The organism is Stenotrophomonas maltophilia (assembly GCF_025642255.1).
In the GTDB taxonomy this organism is placed as follows: Bacteria; Pseudomonadota; Gammaproteobacteria; order Xanthomonadales; family Xanthomonadaceae; genus Stenotrophomonas; species Stenotrophomonas maltophilia_P.
Genome location: NZ_CP106759.1, coordinates 3,020,818 through 3,036,958, shown reverse-complemented (window position 1 = coordinate 3,036,958; position 16,141 = coordinate 3,020,818). Strand labels below are relative to the sequence as shown.

The following is a 16,141-nucleotide window of genomic DNA, read 5'->3' as shown; positions in this document are numbered from 1 at the left end:
CAGGCGCATTGCGCAGGATCAGTCGGCCTCACCGGGGCCGCACGAGGGGCGGCGTAGCATCGCCGGCGCGTAGAATGAACCCGGGGCGGCGCCACCGGCGCGGCCGAAGCGAATCGAGGTAGCTGGATGGAATTCAAGGATTATTACGCCACCCTGGGGGTGGAACCGAGTGCGGGTGATGCGGAGATCAAGACCGCATACCGCCGGCTGGCACGCAAGTACCACCCGGACGTCAGCAAGGAGGCCGGGGCCGAAGACAGGTTCAAGGCGGTCAATGAAGCCTATGAGGCGCTGCGCGATCCGGAAAAGCGCGCGGCCTATGACCAGCTGCGCGCGCAGGGCTACCGGCCGGGCGAGGAATTCAATGTGCCGCCGAACTACGGTGGCGGTGGCTTCAATTTCGAGGAAGTGTTCGGCGGTGGTGGCCCCAATGGCGGCTTCAGCGACTTCTTCGAGAGCCTGTTCGCCCGCCAGCGCGGTGGCCAGGGACCGGGCCCGGGATTCAGCAGCCAGGGGCATGCACCCAACCGCGATACCCGCGCCAAGCTGTCGGTGCCGCTGGAGGCCGCCTACAACGGCGACAGCCTGCGCATCACCGTCAACGGCAGGCAGCTGGATGTGCGCGTGCCCAAGGGCATCCGTCCCGGCCAGGTGATCCGTCTGGCGGGGCAGGGCAACCACGGTGGCAACCTGCTGCTGGAGGTGGAGTACGCCGCACACCCGCAGTTCGAGGTCGATGGCCGCAACATCCTGTATTCGCTGCAGGTCACGCCCTGGCAGGCAGCGCTGGGCACCAGCATCAGCGTGCCCACGCTGGGCGGCGCGGTGGAGCTGAAGATTCCGGCCGATTCCGAAGCCGGTCGCAAGCTTCGCCTGCGCGGCCGCGGCCTGCCGGGCAATCCCGACGGCGATCAGATCGTCGAGCTGGAGATCATTGCCCCGGCCGCCACCGACGAAGCGCAGAAGAAGGCATACCGCAACCTGGCCAAGGCCTTCGGCGAATCAATCTGACGCCCTGTGCAGGGCCCTCGGTGAATCAACCCAAGGGTAGCGCCGGGCCATGCCCGGCGGCTCCTGACCCGCTGCGCTCGCCGGGCATGGCCCGGCGCTACCCGCGCATGCTGCGGCTTCAGCCCTGCCCGGCGAACACCCGCTCCAGCACCTCGGACAGCTCATCTTCCGAGAACGGTTTGGTGATGTAGGCCTTGGCGCCCTGGCGCATGCCCCACATGCGGTCGGTGTCCTGGTCCTTGGTGGTCACCAGGATCACCGGGATGTGCCGGGTCGCCTCGTCGCGGGCGAGGGTGCGGGTCGCCTGGAAACCGTTGAGGTTGGGCATGACCACGTCCATCAGCACCAGATCGGGCAGCTCGGCACGGGCGGCTTCCACCCCGGCGGCGCCATCTGTGGCGGTCAGGATCTGGTGCCCGAGCTTCTCGACGATGCGCTGTATCCCCAACAGCTGCGACGGTGAGTCGTCGACGATCAGAATGCGTGCCATGTTGTTCCCCAGGTAATGCCCGCAGTGTAGTGCGGGCGGATTACCGGCGGGAGGGCGGCGCCTGCCGTCCGTCGCCTGCCTGCAACGTTCAGTCGATCCGTACCACCGTGCGTCCCAGCGAGCCGCCGGCCAGCATGCGCTCGAACACCTCCGGCAGCGCCTCCAGGCCGACTTCCGCCGTACAGATCTGCTGCAGATGCTGCGGCTTCCAGTCGTCGCCCAACCGCGCCCAGACGGTTTCGCGCAGGGCGCGTGGCGCGTTGGCCGAAGAAACGCCCAGCAACGATACGCCACGCAGGATGAAGGGCATCACCGTCATGTCCAGCTTCGGGCTGGCGGCGAGGCCTGCGCTGACCACGCTGCCGTAGGGCACGGTCTGCGCCAGCAGGCTGGCCAGCATGTCGCCGCCGGCATTGTCCAGGCCCCCGCCGAAGCGCCCGGTCTGCAACGGGCCGGTATCGGCCAACGCCTCGCGTGGCAGAACCTCGCTGGCGCCGATGTCGCGCAGGAAGCGGGCCTGCTCCGGCTTGCCGCTGACGGCGTGCACGGTATAGCCGGCGCGGCTGAAGATCGACAGCGCCAGGGCACCCACGCCACCGCTGGCGCCGGTCACCGCCAGCGGGCCCAGATCCGGGGTCTGCCGATTGTCCTGCAGGCGCAGCAGCGCCAACGCGGCGGTGAAACCGGCCGTGCCCAGCACCATCGCCTCGCGCGGGCTGAGCCCGGGCGGCTGCGCGATCACCGCACTCGACTCCAGCCGCACGTACTGGCTGTAGCCGCCGTCGCGGGTTTCGCTCAGGCCGCAGCCGGTGGCCAGCACGGCGTCGCCCTCGCGCCAGGCGGGGTCGGTGGAGGCCACGACCGTGCCGGCCACATCGATGCCGCCCACCAGCGGGAAGCGGCGCAGGATCCGGCCCTTGCCGGTGCCGGCCAGGGCGTCCTTGTAATTGACCGAGGACCACCGGGCGCGGATCAGCACCTGCCCGGGGTTGAGGTCGTCGACCCCCAGCCGGGTCAGGCCGCTGCGGTAGCCGGCGTCGTCGCTCTCGATGCGGAAGGCGGTGAACGGGGTGGTGGGGACCATCGGCGTGCCTGACTTCGAGGAAAACGCCACCTTACCCCGTTCGCCCCCTTTCGATCCTGCCGATCCGCCCCATCTTGTATGATCGGTGATGGTTCACGGCTGGCGCCGCGGGAAGGGCCCGCGCCGCAGCCCATATCTTGATGGAGCGTGCATGGCCTGGAATACACCCGGCGGCAACAAGGGCGGACAAGGCCCCGAGGACAATCGACGCGGGCCGTTCGGGTCGCGCGGCGGTGGCAATGGTGGTGGCTGGGGCGGGCTGCCCGGGCCGTTGAAGGATCTGTTCGATGGCGGCATCGTCCGCTGGGTGGTGGCAGCCCTGGTGCTGCTGGTGCTGTTCTCCAGCTTCCAGCTGATCGGCGAGCAGCAGCGTGGCGTGGTGCTGCGCTTCGGCCAGTTCTCGCGCATCCTGCAGCCCGGACCGAACTTCAAGCTGCCGTGGCCGATCGAGTCGGTCACCAAGGTCAACGCGACCGAGATCAAGACCTTCTCGATCCAGGTTCCGGTGCTGACCCGCGATGAGAACATCGTCAACGTGTCGTTGAACGTCCAGTACCGCATCGATGATCCGCAGCAGTACCTGTTCGGCACGGTCGATGCCAACCAGGTGCTGGAACAGTCCGCCCAGAGTGCCGTGCGCGAGGAAGTCGGCCGTGCCGATCTCAACGCCGTGCTGAACAACCGTGGACCGCTGGCCGCGGCTGCCGAGGAGCGCCTGCAGGCGCTGCTGCGCGCGTTCAAGACCGGCCTGACCGTCACCGGCCTGACCCTGCAGGACGCCCGTCCGCCGGAGGAAGTGAAGCCGGCCTTCGACGAGGTCAACGGTGCGCAGCAGGTCAAGGAACGCCTGATCAACGAAGCCCAGGCCTACGCTGCCAAGGTCGTGCCGGAAGCACGAGGCCAGGCCTCGCGCGCCCGTACCACCGCCGAAGGCTACAAGCAGGCCGTGGTGTCCAAGGCCGAGGGTGATGCACAGCGCTTCAGCCTGCTGCAGGCCCAGTACAAGGATGCGCCGGACGTGACCCGCAAGCGCCTGTGGCTGGAAACGGTGCAGCAGGTGCTGAGCGAGAACCGCAAGGTGATCGGCGGCGATGGCCGCCAGCTGATCTACGTGCCGATGACCGGCGATACCCGTCCTGCGACGTCGGCCTCCGGCGTGCCGAATCCGGACGTGGTGATGCCTTCGTTGCCGGGTACCACGGCAGCGGAACCTTCCCGTGACCCGGGCCGGCCCACGGGCCGCCCGACCGGGCGACCGAGCGGCCGTGAGGAGGGCAGCCGATGAAGAGTCCAATCTGGATCGCCGTGATCGTGGCGGTGGTGCTGGGCCTGCTGGGCTCGGTGTACGTGGTCCGCGAGGACCAGACCGCCATGGTCCTGAACCTGGGCAAGGTGGTGCGCTCGGACATCAAGCCGGGCCTGCACTTCAAGCTGCCGATCGTGGAAACGGTGAAGGTCTTCGACCGCCGCTTCCAGGTGCTTGATACCGCCCCTGCGCGTTACTTCACCGCCGAGCAGAAGGACGTCAGCGTCGACTTCTTCGCGATCGGCTACATCTCCAACGTGGGTGACTACTTCCGTGCCACCGGCGGCGATCCGCGCATCGCCAATGCCCGCCTGGCACCGATCATCACTGACTCGCTGCGCAACCAGATCAACTCGCGCACCCTGCAGCAGCTGGTGTCCGGCGACCGCAGCGAGCTGATCGCCGAGCAGCTGAAGGGCATCAACGAGGCGGTGGCGGGGCTGGGCATGCAGATGATCGATCTGCGCATCAAGCAGGTCGATCTGCCGACCGACAGCCAGGTCATCAACGACGTGTATGAGCGCATGCGCGCCCAGCGCAAGCAGGAGGCTGCCAAGCTGCGCGCCGAAGGCGAGGAACAGTCGCTGACGATCCGCGCCCAGGCCGACCGCGACAGCACCGTGTTGATCGCCGAAGCCGAGCGTGATGCCCAGCGCCTGCGCGGTGAAGGTGATGCCGATGCCGCGCGCATCTATGGCAAGGCCGGTTCTGCCGATCCGGCGTTCTACGCCTTCTACCGCAGCCTGGAGGCCTACCGTGGCTCCATGACCGACGGCAACGGCGTGATCGTGCTCGACAAGAACGACCCGTTCCTGCAGTACCTCAAGAGCGATCGCTGAGGTCGCACGCACTACCCACGGGGCCCGGCCAGATGCCGGGCCCCGTGCCATTTCTGGAGTTCCCGATGAAAGACCTGTTCGCGGCCGTGTGCCTGGTCGCGGTGCTGGAAGGCCTGTTCCTGTTCGCGGCCCCGCTGGCCTGGAAGCGCATGGCCGAGCGCCTGCTGGACCTGCCTGGACCGGCCCTGCGCAGCTTTGGCGGCCTGATCCTGCTGGCCGGCCTGAGCCTGCTGTGGTGGGCACGGCATTAGCAGCGGGTCATATTCCTTTCCGCAGGAAAGGGATCTGACCCCGTTTCGGGCCCCTGACCGCTGGGTGAAGCCGTCCGTCGGAAAGGTGGCACCCGACCCCGGAAACCCGGATAATGCACAAAAGCCGGACGGGCCTCCCCCGTTCGGCTTTTTCCGTGTCTGGGCCATCCATCGCCGGCCGCTCCCCGTTTGGAGCCGCCATGACCGCGCTGGCCACCCCCGCCACGGTTTACCCGTCCGCGGCCCCGATGGCCGCAACAAATCGAGGAGCCCGTCATGGGTCAGTCTGTCGTAGTGTTGGGTGCCCAGTGGGGCGATGAAGGCAAGGGCAAGATCGTCGATCTGCTCACTGAGGAAATCGGCGCGGTCGTGCGCTTCCAGGGCGGCCACAATGCCGGCCACACGCTGGTCATCAACGGCAAGAAGACCGTCCTGCACCTGATCCCGTCCGGCATCCTGCGCGACGACGCACTGTGCCTGATCGGCAACGGCGTGGTGATCTCGCCGGCCGCGCTGCAGAAGGAAATCGCCGAGCTGGAAACCTCCGGCGTGGAAGTGCGTTCGCGCCTGAAGATCTCCCCGGCCGCGCCGCTGATCATGCCGTACCACATCGCCCTGGACCAGGCGCGCGAACGCGCTGCCGGCGGCAAGGCGATCGGCACCACCGGGCGTGGCATCGGCCCGGCCTACGAAGACAAGGTGGCACGTCGCGGCATCCGCATTGCCGACCTGCATTACCCCAAGCAGCTGGAAGAACTCCTGCGCACCGCGCTGGATTACCACAACTTCGTGCTGACCAAGTACCTCAACACCGACGCGATCGACTTCCAGAAGACCTACGACGAGGCACTTGCCTTCGGCGAGTACGTCGAGCCGATGAAGTCCGACGTCGCCGGCATCCTGCACGACCTGCGCAAGCAGGGTAAGCGCGTGCTGTTCGAAGGCGCGCAGGGCGCGCTGCTGGACATCGACCACGGCACCTATCCGTACGTCACCAGCTCCAACACCACCGTCGGCGGCGCACTGGCCGGCGCCGGCGTGGGTGCCGATGCGATCGACTACGTGCTGGGCATCGCCAAGGCCTATGCCACCCGCGTCGGCGGCGGTCCGTTCCCGACCGAACTGGACGATGAGATCGGCCAGGGCATCCGCGACCGCGGTGCCGAGTACGGCGCCTCGACCGGCCGTCCGCGTCGCTGCGGCTGGATGGATATCGTCGCGCTCAAGCGCGCCGTGGCCATCAACGGCATCAGCGGCTTGTGCATCACCAAGCTGGACGTGCTGGACGGCATGGAGAAGCTGAAGGTCTGCATCGCCTACGAATACCGCGGCAAGCGTACCGAGTACGCACCGCTGGACGCGCAGGGCTGGGAAGAGTGCACCCCGGTGTACCTGGAGTTCCCGGGCTGGAGCGAGAACACCCACGGCATCACCCAGTGGGATGACCTGCCGCCGGCCGCGCGCGCCTACCTGCGTTCGCTGGAGGAGCTGGCGGGCTGCCCGATCAGCATCGTCTCGACCGGCCCCGATCGCGACCACACCATGGTCCTGCAGGATCCGTTCGCCTGAGTGTCCGCCAGGCCACGCCGGGCCCGGTCCGGTGTCGCTGGATGAAAAAGCCCCGCGAAAGCGGGGCTTTTTCGTTTTGGGTCGGCCTGCCTCACCAACGTGAACCGAGCCCGAAGCCTCCTGCCGCCACGGGTCAAGGTAAGGGGGGGAGCGCCGATATGCCCACATCCCCCCGTTTTGGATGTACCCATGGATTACTTGAGGAATGTCAGGGTTGCCTGGCGTCTTGGGCTGGGCTTTGGCCTGTTGCTGCTGCTGGTCGCGGCCGTGGTGGCCACCGGCGCCACCGCCAGTGTCGTGCAGAAGCGCGCGATGCAGCAGGTGGTCGACGTCAGTGTGGCCAAGGTACGCCTGCTGTCGCAGATGCTCGATGCCAACAACCAGATGATGGTAGTGCGCCGCGAAATGCTGATCCGCCAGGGCGAAGAGCGCGGCAGCGACGAGAAGCGCATTGCCGACCTGGTCAAGCGCTACGAGGCGGATTGGTCCGCCTATCAGGCCCTGCCGGGCGATGCAGAGGGCAAGGCCATCGCTGAAACCATCGCGGCCAAGCGCGCCCTTGCGCGCCCGCTCAACAAGCAGACCAGCGAACTGATGGAGCAGGGCGACTACCCCGCTGCCGTGGCACTGACCCTGGGGCCGGTGCAGGAAGCGGCCAACGGCTGGAACAAGGCGTTGTCCGAGGGAGTCGACTTCGAAGAGAAGGAAAGCCGCGAGGCCGCCGCCGAGGCGATCCGCCTGGGTGAACGCAGTCTGCTGCAGTTGCTGGTGCTGGGAGGCGTGGCCCTGCTGGTCGGCATTGCCGCCTCGGTGATGATCGGTCGCAGCCTGACCGGTCCGCTGGCACGCGCGGTGAACCTGGCCGAGCGCCTGTCCAAGGGCCAGCTGGACCAGGAATTCCGCCTCGGCGGCCGTGACGAGTTGACCCGGCTGGGTGAGGCGATGGCCAGCGTGCGGCAGAGCGTGCAGGCCGCCATCGGGGCGCAGATGCACATGGCCGAGCAGCACGAGGCGGGTGCGATCCGCTACCGCATGGACGCCAGCGCGTTTCCGGGCGATTTCGGGCGCATGGTGCAGGCCACCAACAGCCTGGTGGAATCACACGTGCAGGTGGAACTGCTGATGGCCGAGGTCATGCAGCGCTATGCCATCGGCGACCTCAGCCGCGACCTTCCGGACTATCCCGGCGAGAAGGGTACGCTGACCCGCACCCTGGCCGCAGTGAAACAGAGCCTGCTGGCAGTCAACACCCAGATTGACGACCTGGTCCGCGCGGCGCGCGCCGGAGATTTCAGCGTGCGTGGGGATGCCAGTGCGTTCCAGTATCAGTTCAGGGCGATGGTCGAGCAGCTCAACGGCATGATGGCCAGTTCGCAGGCCAGCATCGCCGACGTCTCCGATGTGCTGCGCGCGGTCTCCGGGGGCGACCTCACTGCGCGCATGGACGGTCACTACGACGGCGTGTTCGCCCGCATGCGCGACGATGCCAACACCACCACGGCCCAGCTGACCGGCATCGTGCGCGGCATCCAGGACGCTGCCGACAGCATCAACAATGCCGCGCAGGAGCTCGCCGCCGGCAACAGCGACCTGTCGCGCCGTACCGAACAGCAGGCCGCCAACCTGGAAGAAGCGGCGGCATCGATGGAAGAACTGACCTCGACCGTCCGCCAGAATGCCGAGCTGGCCCGCCAGGCCGACAGCGAGGCACACGCTGCCGGCGCGGCGGTGCGGGCCACCGAACAGGCAATGGCACAGATGGCATCTGTGATGGGAGAGATCGATCAGTCCTCGGCGCGCATCTCGGAAATCTCCACGGTCATCGATGGCATCGCCTTCCAGACCAACATCCTGGCCTTGAACGCTGCGGTGGAAGCTGCCCGCGCGGGTGAGCAGGGCCGCGGCTTTGCCGTGGTCGCCAGTGAAGTGCGCACGCTGGCGCAGCGTGCGGGCATCGCCGCCAAGGAGATCAAGGAACTCATCGAAGAGGCGGCAGGCAAGGTGCAGAGCGGTCTGGCGGTCACGGTCGAGTCGGAAGCAGCCATTGCCCGCTTGGCACAGGCCAGCGCACGCACCAACCAGCTGATGAGTGACATCGCTGCGGCGAGCAAGGAACAGGCGGCCGGCATCGAACAGGTCAATCAGGTGGTGGTGCAGATGGATCAGGTGACCCAGCAGAATGCCGCACTGGTGGAAGAAGCCACTGCCGCCAGCCGCGCGCTGGAAGAGCAGGCCAATGCGCTGACCGCGTCGGTCGCGGTGTTCCATATCGAGCAGAGCGGTGTAGTCCGCACGGTGGCAGCACGCGCGGCCTGACCGTCGGCAGCCGCCTGAAGGTACGGGCCGCCACGTGTTCGCGCGTGGTGGCCGGTCAGTCCTGCATGCGGCGGATGCGGCCGTCCTCGATCTTCCAGATCACGTCCTTACCCGTGGAGACGTACATCGGCGAGCGGGCCCACAGGCTCCAGAACACATGGATCTCGGTCGGTGTCGGGTCCTGCAGATGGGTGATGAACATCGCCGCACCGGGTGGCGCACGCTTCAGCTGGATGCAGCTGTGGGTGAAGGCGCGGCGGAAGACGATCCGACCGTGGGCGATGTCGAGACGATGCGTGCCGCCCAGCGGAACTACGGCAGGATCGGTGGTGGCGGGCAGCAGGTAGACCGTCCACGCATCGGCGGCCGTACCGGGCGCCGGAAGAACCACGCTGTTGTAGGTCTGCGCGCAGGCGTCGAAGGCGCTGTTCAGCGCCAGCGCCCGTGCGGCGGCAGCGCCGGCCTGGTAGGTCGTTGGCGCCGCTGGAACATCCAGAGTCTCGGTTGCGCCGGTCATCCTTCCCTGCGCGTCGGTGGCGGCCCTATACAGGACCACTGCGCCGTCGCCGATCATGCTGACTTCGTAGTGGCTGCCGCGCTGTTCGGTTATCCAGCCCCTTACCCGGGTGTCGCCGCGCATGCCCTGTTCGAGCAGGGCGTCAGTTGCGCGCTCGGCCGCCAGGTCGTGCTCGAACATCTGCCGGCCACGCGCTTCAGCCTGTGCGACGGCCTGCGCGGTACCCACATCGTCCGCTGGCGCGGCGGGAGCCCGCGCATTGCCGGAAACGGCCGGTGACGCGGCGCAGAGCCACACCAGCAGCCCCAACATGCCAGTCCATCGTTTCATGGCCCTTTCCTCCGCTCTGCGCCCTGCGGCACCGTGGAGTATGCCGCAGGCCGGTGGTCTACCGCGCGCCACCTTTTTCGGCGATGCTCGCTGAAAAGGGGAGCGGGCATGGACAACAGGGAACCGGAAGGGACCTATGGCGATGTGCCGCGGGTGCAGGGCATCGAGGTGGCTGCGGCGCCACCGGAGCCGGAAGCAGCGACCGACTGGTCGATGCTGCCGCTGACCCGTGGCGATGATGACTCGGCGGTGATGCAGGCGCTGTCCCGCATGCGCCGTGAGCCGGCACTGCTGTTCTCCACTGCCTATCTGCTGGTGTCGCTGCTGGGGCTGTGGTGCAGCTTCTGGTTCTACCGGGGATTCGAGCTGTCGATTCTGGATTACCTGCAGCCCAGCGATTTCCTGGTGGCCGGCATCCGTGACCCGGCCTATGCACTGCTGCTGGCTGCGGGCGTGCTGCTGGTGCTGCTGGTGAGCTGGCCGGAAACGCTACGTATGCGCAATGCGGCCAAGCTCGAGCAACTGCGCGCACGCAACTGGGCATGGCGGGCGGTGCTCATGCGCTCGGTACTGACCAGCTGGGAGGGCGTAGGTCTGCGGCCGCTGACGGCGATGACCCTGGCCGTGGCTGCGTTCATGGCCATCGGCGCGGCCAACTACGTGCAGGTGCGGGGGCAGCAGATCCGCAACGAGGGACGTGGGGAAGTGATCCGCCTGCAGTTGAACGGCGACGCGGCGCCCTTGCCCGGCACCGCGCGCCTGTTGGGCTCCAGCAGCGCATTCCTGTTCGTCTGGTGGCCGCAGCAGCGACGGGCCGAAGCGATTCCGATCGCTGCGGTGCGCAAGCTGCAGGCGGTGGCCGTGGCGGCACCCGCGCCCAAGGGCCGGGCCGGCGATTGACTGAGCCGTGGCGCCGCCGGGTGCTGATGCTGCCCGGCGTGCGCCACGTCACCGTGCAGGGCCGCAGGCATCGTGTGCCCGCTGCGCTGCCGGGTGCATCTCAACCGCCTGCGCGGGTGCGCGCCGCCTTCTTCGCGGCGGTCGAGCGTGCCGCCTTCTTTGCCGCCCGGGTTGCCGCTGCCTTCTTTGCGGCTGCACTGCGCGTGCTGGCGGTGGACTTCTTCGCGGGCGCTTTCTTCGCGGCAGTCTTCTTTGCGGCAGTCTTCGCCGGTGCTTTTCCCGCAGTGCTCTTCGTTGCGGCCTTCTTTGCCGGTGCCTTCTTCGCCGCCTTCTTCGCAGTTTTCTTCGCCGCCTTCTTCGCAGTCTTCTTGGCGCCCTTGCGGGCACTGCCACTGCGCTTGCCTCCGCCATCCTGCTTGTTCACGGTGGCCCACGCGATGCGCTCGGCGGTGCTCTCACTGGCACCACGCTCGCGCTCGCTTTCCTCGATGTGTTCGGCCTGGCGCTTCTGCTTGTCGGTATAGGCGGATTTGTCTCCACGGGGCATGACACGTCTCCTTGCAGGCGATGGGGGTGAGGCGGTCAGGCCAGTTGCCGCAGCTTCGGTTCGCGGGCCCACTGGCGGGTGGCGGCGACGGCGAGGAAAGCGCCGGCATCGCCCGCGTCGACGATGCCTGCATCCTTGCCCACGCGCGCCGCCTTGAGAAGCACCCGGCCTCCTTCATCGCTGCCGATGGCCTTCAGGTGTGCCCACGCGGTGCTGGCAAATTCCAGCCCCGCGCTGTCGCTGGACAGCCGCTTGCCGGCCTCCTCGCTGAGCACGATCGCGACCGCATCGAACACCGCCGATGGAGTCCCCGCCAGTTGCCCGTCGGCCGCTTGCAGCTTGCCGTTGCTCAGGGTGGCGCCGCCCACCTTGGGAGCCACCAGCTTCACCGCCGCGCCGGCCTTCTCTGCGGCCTTGCGCAGGCTGCTGATGACACCGGCATCGGAGCCTTCATCAAACAGGATGCCGATGCAGCGCCCTTGCAGGGTGGGTTTGTTGCGGCCAATCACGCGGACTTCCGGTGCGGGGGGCATGTCCTGTGCCGGCGTAGCAGTGGGCGCCGGGTCGGGCAGGGCGGGCAGCGCCAGTCCTTCCGCCACCCGCTGCGCGAGGGTTTCGTCGATGTTGCGCAGGTGGCTGACGGTACGCACCCGCACCTTCAGCGTTTCCACCTTGGACAGCTCGAACACCAGCGCCGAGGCCAGATGGGCCTGCTCGGGTGCTTCCAGGCTGCGGAAGAACATCCGTGCCTGGCTGTAATGGTCGGCGAAGCTCTCGGCACGCGTGCGCCCCTTGCGGCCGTCATCCGCGCTGGCATGGCTGCGGAATCCGGCCGGTGTCTCGCGCGGGCTGTCGTCCTCCAGCGAACTGGGGTCGTAGGCCACGCGGCCCTTGGGCACCTGCATCTGCATATGCCCATCGCGCTGGTGGTTGGCAAACGGGCACTTTGGCGCATTCACCGGGATCTGGTGGAAGTTGGGCCCGCCCAGGCGGATCAGCTGGGTATCCAGGTAGGAGAACAACCGGCCCTGCAGCAGCGGGTCGTTGCTGAAGTCGATGCCGGGCGGCACGTTGGCCGGGCAGAAGGCCACCTGCTCGGTTTCGGCGAAGAAGTTGTCCGGCCAGCGATCCAGCACCATGCGCCCGATCACCTTCAGCGGCACCAGCGATTCGGGAATGATCTTGGTCGGGTCCAGGTGATCGAACGGAAATGCGTCGGCCTCCTCTTCCGTGAACAGCTGCACGGCCAGTTCCCATTCGGGGAAGTCGCCACGCTCGATCGCCTCGAACAGGTCGCGCCGATGGAAATCGTTGTCCGCGGCCTGCAGCTTCAACGCCTCGTCCCACACCGTGGACTGGATGCCCAGCTTCGGCCGCCAGTGGAATTTGACGAAGGTGGAGTCGCCGGCCTCGTTCAACAGGCGGAAGCTGTGCACGCCGAAGCCTTCGATCATGCGCAGCGAGCGTGGAATGGCGCGGTCGCTCATCGCCCACATGATCATGTGCATCGATTCGGGCATCAACGAAATGAAGTCCCAGAACGTGTCGTGCGCGCTCGCTGCCTGCGGGAACGCGCGGTCCGGTTCCATCTTCACCGCATGCACCAGGTCGGGAAACTTCATTGCGTCCTGGATGAAGAACACCGGGATGTTGTTGCCCACCAGGTCCCAGTTGCCTTCAGGGGTGTAGAACTTCACCGCGAAACCCCGCACGTCGCGGGGGGTGTCGACCGACCCGGCACCGCCGGCCACGGTGGAAAAGCGGGTGAACACCGGAGTCTTCTTTCCGACTTCGCCAAGGATGCGCGCACGGGTGTACTTGGCCAGCGAGTGAGTGAGTTCGAAATAGCCGTGGGCGGCGCTGCCGCGGGCATGCACGATGCGCTCCGGGATGCGCTCATGGTCGAAGTGGGTGATCTTCTCGCGGAGGATGAAGTCCTCCAGCAGGGTGGGGCCTCGTGGGCCCTGGCGCAGCGAGTTCTGGTTGTCGGCGACGGGGATGCCCTGGGCCGTGGTCATCGGGGGGTGCGTGCCGCCGGCGTGCAGGTGCAGTTCGTCGCCGTCGCCACGGCGATGGTCGGGGGAGGGGGCGGGTGCGCGCTTGCCGGAGGGCTTGCTGGCGGCCATGGGTTCAGGTCCTGTAGCGGGGAAGTCAACGTCTACCCTCGCGCGCCAGACGTTAAGCCCCGGTCCCGCGCAGGTGATCGCGCGGACAAGGGCGCCTCGGCTATGCTTGGCGCATGCGAGTCGAGCCTGCCGACATCGAAGCCCTGTTCGACGCCATCCCGGACGTGCTGTTCTTCATAAAGGACCGCCAGGGCCGTTACACCCACGTCAACCAGACCATGCTGCGGCGGCTGGGCCTGCGCGCGCGCAAGGACGTGATCGGGCGTACCGCGGCCGAGATCTACCCGACCGGCCTCAGTGCGGACTATGTCGACCAGGACGCACGCGTGCTGTCCGGCGAGGTGATCGAGAACCTGATGGAGCTGCACCTGTTCGCCAACCGCGAGCCGGGCTGGTGCCTGACCTGCAAGCGGCCGCTGGTGGTCGACGGCAGCATCGAGGGCCTGATCGGCATCTCGCGCGACCTGGGCCAGAAAGACAGCCTGGGAACCCAGTACGAGCAGCTGCGGCTGGCCCTGGCCCATCTCAACGCGCATTACGCCGAGAACGTGCGCATGCAGACATTGCTGGACATCACCGGGTTCTCGCTGTCCAAGCTGGAGCGAAGCTTCCGCAAGGTGTTCCAGATGACCCCGCAGCAGGTGCTGACGCGGCTGCGGATCCAGATGGCCATGCATCTGCTGCATGGCGACGACAGCATCGCCTGCATCGGCCAGGCCTGCGGGTTCAGTGACCAGAGCGCGTTCACCCGCAAGTTCAAGGCCGAAACCGGTTTCTCGCCGCGCGCCTACCGCGCCCGCATCGGCGAGCCGGCGCTGGCCTGAGCGGCCTGCTGCACTGTGCCTATCCCCACAGGCGCGGGACAGGGTAAGGTGACGCCCCTGTAGCCGCCGCCCACTCCTGCCGATGCCCGCCAGCCCTGTTACGCCTGCCTCGCCCTCCCGCCTGGGCCATTCGCTCAAGCCACGCCAGCTGATCATGATGGGGTTGGGCAGCGCCATCGGCGCGGGCCTGTTCCTGGGGTCCGGTGTGGGCGTACAGGCGGCCGGCCCGGCGGTGCTGGTGTCGTACCTGGTGGCCGGCGCACTGGTGATCATCGTGATGAACGCACTGGGCGAAATGGCGGCGGCCAAGCCGACCAGCGGCGCGTTCTCGGTCTATGCCGCCGACGCCATGGGCGCCACGGCAGGGGCGACTGTCGGCTGGCTCTGGTGGGTACAGCTGGTGATCGTGATCGCCGCCGAGGCCGTGGGAGCGGCGGGCCTGCTGGCCACCGTCTGGCCTGCCATTCCGGTGCCGATGGCCGCCCTGGCGTTCATGCTGTTCTTCACCGCGATCAACCTGCTGGGGGTCAGGAATTTCGGTGAGTTCGAGTTCTGGTTCGCCATTCTCAAGGTGGCGGCGATCCTGGCGTTCATTGCCATCGGTTTCGCGTTGCTGATGGGCTGGCTGCCGCAGGTGACCTCTCCGGGACTGAGCAACTTCACCGCACACGGCGGTTTTGCACCGCAGGGCCTGGCCGGTATCGGCGCAGCCCTGCTGGTGGTGGTGTTCGCCTTCGGCGGCACCGAGATCGTGGCCGTTGCCGCGGCCGAGACCGAGGATCCCGAGCGCAGCATCGCCCGCGCCATCCGCACCGTGGCCTGGCGCATCCTGGTGTTCTACATCGGCTCGCTGAGCGTGATCATCGCCGTGGTGCCGTGGACCAGCGAAGCGCTGAAGTCGCCGTTCGCCGCGGTGCTGGATGCGGCCCGCATTCCGGGGGCGGGCACGGCCATCACGCTGATCGCAGTGATCGCCCTGCTGTCGGCCCTCAACGCCAACCTCTACGGCGCGTCGCGGATGATGTATTCGCTGGCGCAGCGCCGCGAGGCACCGGCCGTGCTGGGCTGGACCGACCCGCGGCAGGTACCGGTGATCGCCGTTTTGGCCAGCGTGCTGTTCGGGTTTGCCGCGACGGTGATGGAACTGCTGTTCCCGGACAAGGTGCTGCCGGTACTGCTGAACATCGTCGGCTCGACCTGCCTGCTGGTGTGGACGCTGTCGCTGCTTTCTCAACTGGTGCTGCGCCGCCGTGCGGACCGCCTCGGCTCGCGCCTGCCGTTCCGCATGGCCGGTTTCCCGTGGCTGACCTGCTGCGCCCTGGCGATCCTGGCACTGATCTTCGGCCTGCTGCTGAGCGAGGCGCATACGCGCCTGCAGTTCCTATCGATGGTGGCCCTGACCGCCACGATCGCGGCCGGCAGTGCCATCGCGCGCCGCATGCGCGAGGCCTGATCCGTACAGTCGAGCGTGGGCTCGGCTCTACAGCGGGCATACATCCTGCGTGCCATCCTGTTCGTGGGGCCGTCATCGGCCCGCTGAACTGGAGCACCCCATGCTGCGCAGTCGTCCGTTCCTGATGTTCACCGGCCAGGCCGAGGCGGCCCTGGCCCTGTACGCCGAGGCGTTCGCCGATTTCCGGCTGCTTGCCCTGCAACGCCATCCCGACGGCGCAGGGGCGGGAGTGCCCGGCCAGGTGCGGCAGGCGACCTTCATGCTCGGCGGCACCAACTATCTGTGCTTCGACAGCCTGGATGTGCACGACTTCACCTTCAGTCCGTCGATCTCGCTGTTCGTCGAGTGCGGTGGCGCCGAACAGTTCGAGCGCGCGGCGCGCGTGCTGGGCGAGGGCGGGCACTGGCTGATGCCGGTGGGCGACTACGATTTCAGCAATCGCTACGGCTGGGTGCAGGACCGGTTCGGTGTGTCCTGGCAGTTGAGCCTGGGGCAGATGCCGGATCCGTGATCGGTTCAGCCGCTGCGCTCGCCGGGCATGGCCCGGCGCTACCGTAAACGAAAACGGCCCGCTTGCG

General features: G+C 67.5%; 15 protein-coding genes. 10 read left to right on the top strand and 5 right to left on the bottom strand.

What is annotated here, in order from left to right:
* The first annotated feature begins 126 nt into the window (after positions 1-126).
* Entirely contained in the window at positions 127-1,011 is an 885-nt protein-coding gene (locus N8888_RS14015) for a DnaJ C-terminal domain-containing protein (protein ID WP_053518631.1), read from the top strand.
* 118 nt (positions 1,012-1,129) lie between these two features.
* Here N8888_RS14015 and pilH read toward each other — a convergent pair whose 3' ends face one another.
* Positions 1,130-1,501, bottom strand: coding sequence for a twitching motility response regulator PilH (gene pilH / locus N8888_RS14010; RefSeq protein WP_053518630.1), 372 nt, complete (start codon positions 1,499-1,501; stop codon positions 1,130-1,132).
* A gap of 88 nt (positions 1,502-1,589) precedes the next feature.
* On the bottom strand, positions 1,590-2,585 hold the full coding sequence (locus tag N8888_RS14005) for a YhdH/YhfP family quinone oxidoreductase (protein ID WP_053518628.1): 996 nt from the start codon (positions 2,583-2,585) through the stop codon (positions 1,590-1,592).
* Between the two features lie 151 nt (positions 2,586-2,736).
* On the opposite strand from N8888_RS14005, the gene hflK reads away from it, so the two are divergent.
* The 5 genes from hflK (at position 2,737) to N8888_RS13980 (ending at position 8,866) form a co-directional block, all read left to right on the top strand.
* Positions 2,737-3,870 (top strand): FtsH protease activity modulator HflK, encoded by a 1,134-nt coding sequence (gene hflK, locus N8888_RS14000; protein WP_074899529.1) that lies wholly within the window; start codon positions 2,737-2,739, stop codon positions 3,868-3,870.
* Positions 3,867-4,730 carry a protease modulator HflC gene (hflC, locus tag N8888_RS13995; RefSeq protein ID WP_053518623.1) on the top strand — a complete coding sequence of 288 codons (864 nt, stop codon included), beginning with the start codon at positions 3,867-3,869 and terminating at the stop codon, positions 4,728-4,730. Before hflK ends, hflC begins: the two co-directional genes overlap by 4 nt.
* A 65-nt stretch (positions 4,731-4,795) precedes the next feature.
* Positions 4,796-4,981, top strand: coding sequence for a DUF2065 domain-containing protein (locus N8888_RS13990; protein WP_053518621.1), 186 nt, complete (start codon positions 4,796-4,798; stop codon positions 4,979-4,981).
* Positions 4,982-5,257: 276 nt separating this feature from the next.
* Positions 5,258-6,550 carry an adenylosuccinate synthase gene (locus N8888_RS13985; protein ID WP_053518619.1) on the top strand — a complete coding sequence of 431 codons (1,293 nt, stop codon included), beginning with the start codon at positions 5,258-5,260 and terminating at the stop codon, positions 6,548-6,550.
* Between the two features lie 189 nt (positions 6,551-6,739).
* On the top strand, positions 6,740-8,866 hold the full coding sequence (locus N8888_RS13980) for a methyl-accepting chemotaxis protein (RefSeq protein WP_263175288.1): 2,127 nt from the start codon (positions 6,740-6,742) through the stop codon (positions 8,864-8,866).
* A gap of 55 nt (positions 8,867-8,921) precedes the next feature.
* Here N8888_RS13980 and N8888_RS13975 read toward each other — a convergent pair whose 3' ends face one another.
* Complete coding sequence (locus N8888_RS13975) at positions 8,922-9,713, bottom strand: hypothetical protein (RefSeq protein WP_263175286.1); 792 nt, start codon at positions 9,711-9,713, stop codon at positions 8,922-8,924.
* A 108-nt stretch (positions 9,714-9,821) separates the two neighbouring features.
* On the opposite strand from N8888_RS13975, the gene N8888_RS13970 reads away from it, so the two are divergent.
* Entirely contained in the window at positions 9,822-10,613 is a 792-nt protein-coding gene (locus N8888_RS13970) for a hypothetical protein (protein ID WP_111186356.1), read from the top strand.
* A 100-nt stretch (positions 10,614-10,713) separates the two neighbouring features.
* On the opposite strand, the gene N8888_RS13965 is transcribed toward N8888_RS13970, so the two are convergent.
* The gene (locus N8888_RS13965) at positions 10,714-11,160 is read right to left on the bottom strand and encodes a hypothetical protein (protein ID WP_111186355.1); all 447 of its coding nucleotides are present in this window, start codon (positions 11,158-11,160) and stop codon (positions 10,714-10,716) included.
* Between the two features lie 35 nt (positions 11,161-11,195).
* On the bottom strand, positions 11,196-13,286 hold the full coding sequence (locus N8888_RS13960) for a catalase (protein WP_065182651.1): 2,091 nt from the start codon (positions 13,284-13,286) through the stop codon (positions 11,196-11,198).
* Positions 13,287-13,399: 113 nt separating this feature from the next.
* Here N8888_RS13960 and N8888_RS13955 point away from each other — a divergent pair, with 113 nt between their 5' ends.
* The 3 genes from N8888_RS13955 to N8888_RS13945 all read left to right on the top strand — a co-directional run bounded on the left by N8888_RS13955 (position 13,400) and on the right by N8888_RS13945 (position 16,074).
* Positions 13,400-14,110 (top strand): AraC family transcriptional regulator, encoded by a 711-nt coding sequence (locus N8888_RS13955; RefSeq protein ID WP_053519032.1) that lies wholly within the window; start codon positions 13,400-13,402, stop codon positions 14,108-14,110.
* Positions 14,111-14,192: 82 nt separating this feature from the next.
* Positions 14,193-15,563 (top strand): amino acid permease, encoded by a 1,371-nt coding sequence (locus tag N8888_RS13950; protein ID WP_263175282.1) that lies wholly within the window; start codon positions 14,193-14,195, stop codon positions 15,561-15,563.
* Between the two features lie 100 nt (positions 15,564-15,663).
* Positions 15,664-16,074 (top strand): VOC family protein, encoded by a 411-nt coding sequence (locus tag N8888_RS13945; RefSeq protein WP_053519027.1) that lies wholly within the window; start codon positions 15,664-15,666, stop codon positions 16,072-16,074.
* The last annotated feature ends 67 nt before the right edge of the window (positions 16,075-16,141 follow it).

What these genes read in the sequence shown, in the direction of transcription:
- N8888_RS13950 (WP_263175282.1), top strand. Translation starts at nt 14,193, where the DNA reads ATGCCCGCCAGCCCTGTTACGCCTGCCTCGCCCTCCCGCCTGGGCCAT.
- hflK (WP_074899529.1), top strand. Translation starts at nt 2,737, where the DNA reads ATGGCCTGGAATACACCCGGCGGCAACAAGGGCGGACAAGGCCCCGAG.
- N8888_RS14005 (WP_053518628.1), bottom strand. Translation starts at nt 2,585, where the DNA reads ATGGTCCCCACCACCCCGTTCACCGCCTTCCGCATCGAGAGCGACGAC.
- N8888_RS13985 (WP_053518619.1), top strand. Translation starts at nt 5,258, where the DNA reads ATGGGTCAGTCTGTCGTAGTGTTGGGTGCCCAGTGGGGCGATGAAGGC.
- hflC (WP_053518623.1), top strand. Translation starts at nt 3,867, where the DNA reads ATGAAGAGTCCAATCTGGATCGCCGTGATCGTGGCGGTGGTGCTGGGC.
- N8888_RS13955 (WP_053519032.1), top strand. Translation starts at nt 13,400, where the DNA reads ATGCGAGTCGAGCCTGCCGACATCGAAGCCCTGTTCGACGCCATCCCG.
- N8888_RS14015 (WP_053518631.1), top strand. Translation starts at nt 127, where the DNA reads ATGGAATTCAAGGATTATTACGCCACCCTGGGGGTGGAACCGAGTGCG.
- N8888_RS13960 (WP_065182651.1), bottom strand. Translation starts at nt 13,286, where the DNA reads ATGGCCGCCAGCAAGCCCTCCGGCAAGCGCGCACCCGCCCCCTCCCCC.
- N8888_RS13990 (WP_053518621.1), top strand. Translation starts at nt 4,796, where the DNA reads ATGAAAGACCTGTTCGCGGCCGTGTGCCTGGTCGCGGTGCTGGAAGGC.
- N8888_RS13945 (WP_053519027.1), top strand. Translation starts at nt 15,664, where the DNA reads ATGCTGCGCAGTCGTCCGTTCCTGATGTTCACCGGCCAGGCCGAGGCG.
- N8888_RS13975 (WP_263175286.1), bottom strand. Translation starts at nt 9,713, where the DNA reads ATGAAACGATGGACTGGCATGTTGGGGCTGCTGGTGTGGCTCTGCGCC.
- N8888_RS13980 (WP_263175288.1), top strand. Translation starts at nt 6,740, where the DNA reads ATGGATTACTTGAGGAATGTCAGGGTTGCCTGGCGTCTTGGGCTGGGC.
- pilH (WP_053518630.1), bottom strand. Translation starts at nt 1,501, where the DNA reads ATGGCACGCATTCTGATCGTCGACGACTCACCGTCGCAGCTGTTGGGG.
- N8888_RS13970 (WP_111186356.1), top strand. Translation starts at nt 9,822, where the DNA reads ATGGACAACAGGGAACCGGAAGGGACCTATGGCGATGTGCCGCGGGTG.
- N8888_RS13965 (WP_111186355.1), bottom strand. Translation starts at nt 11,160, where the DNA reads ATGCCCCGTGGAGACAAATCCGCCTATACCGACAAGCAGAAGCGCCAG.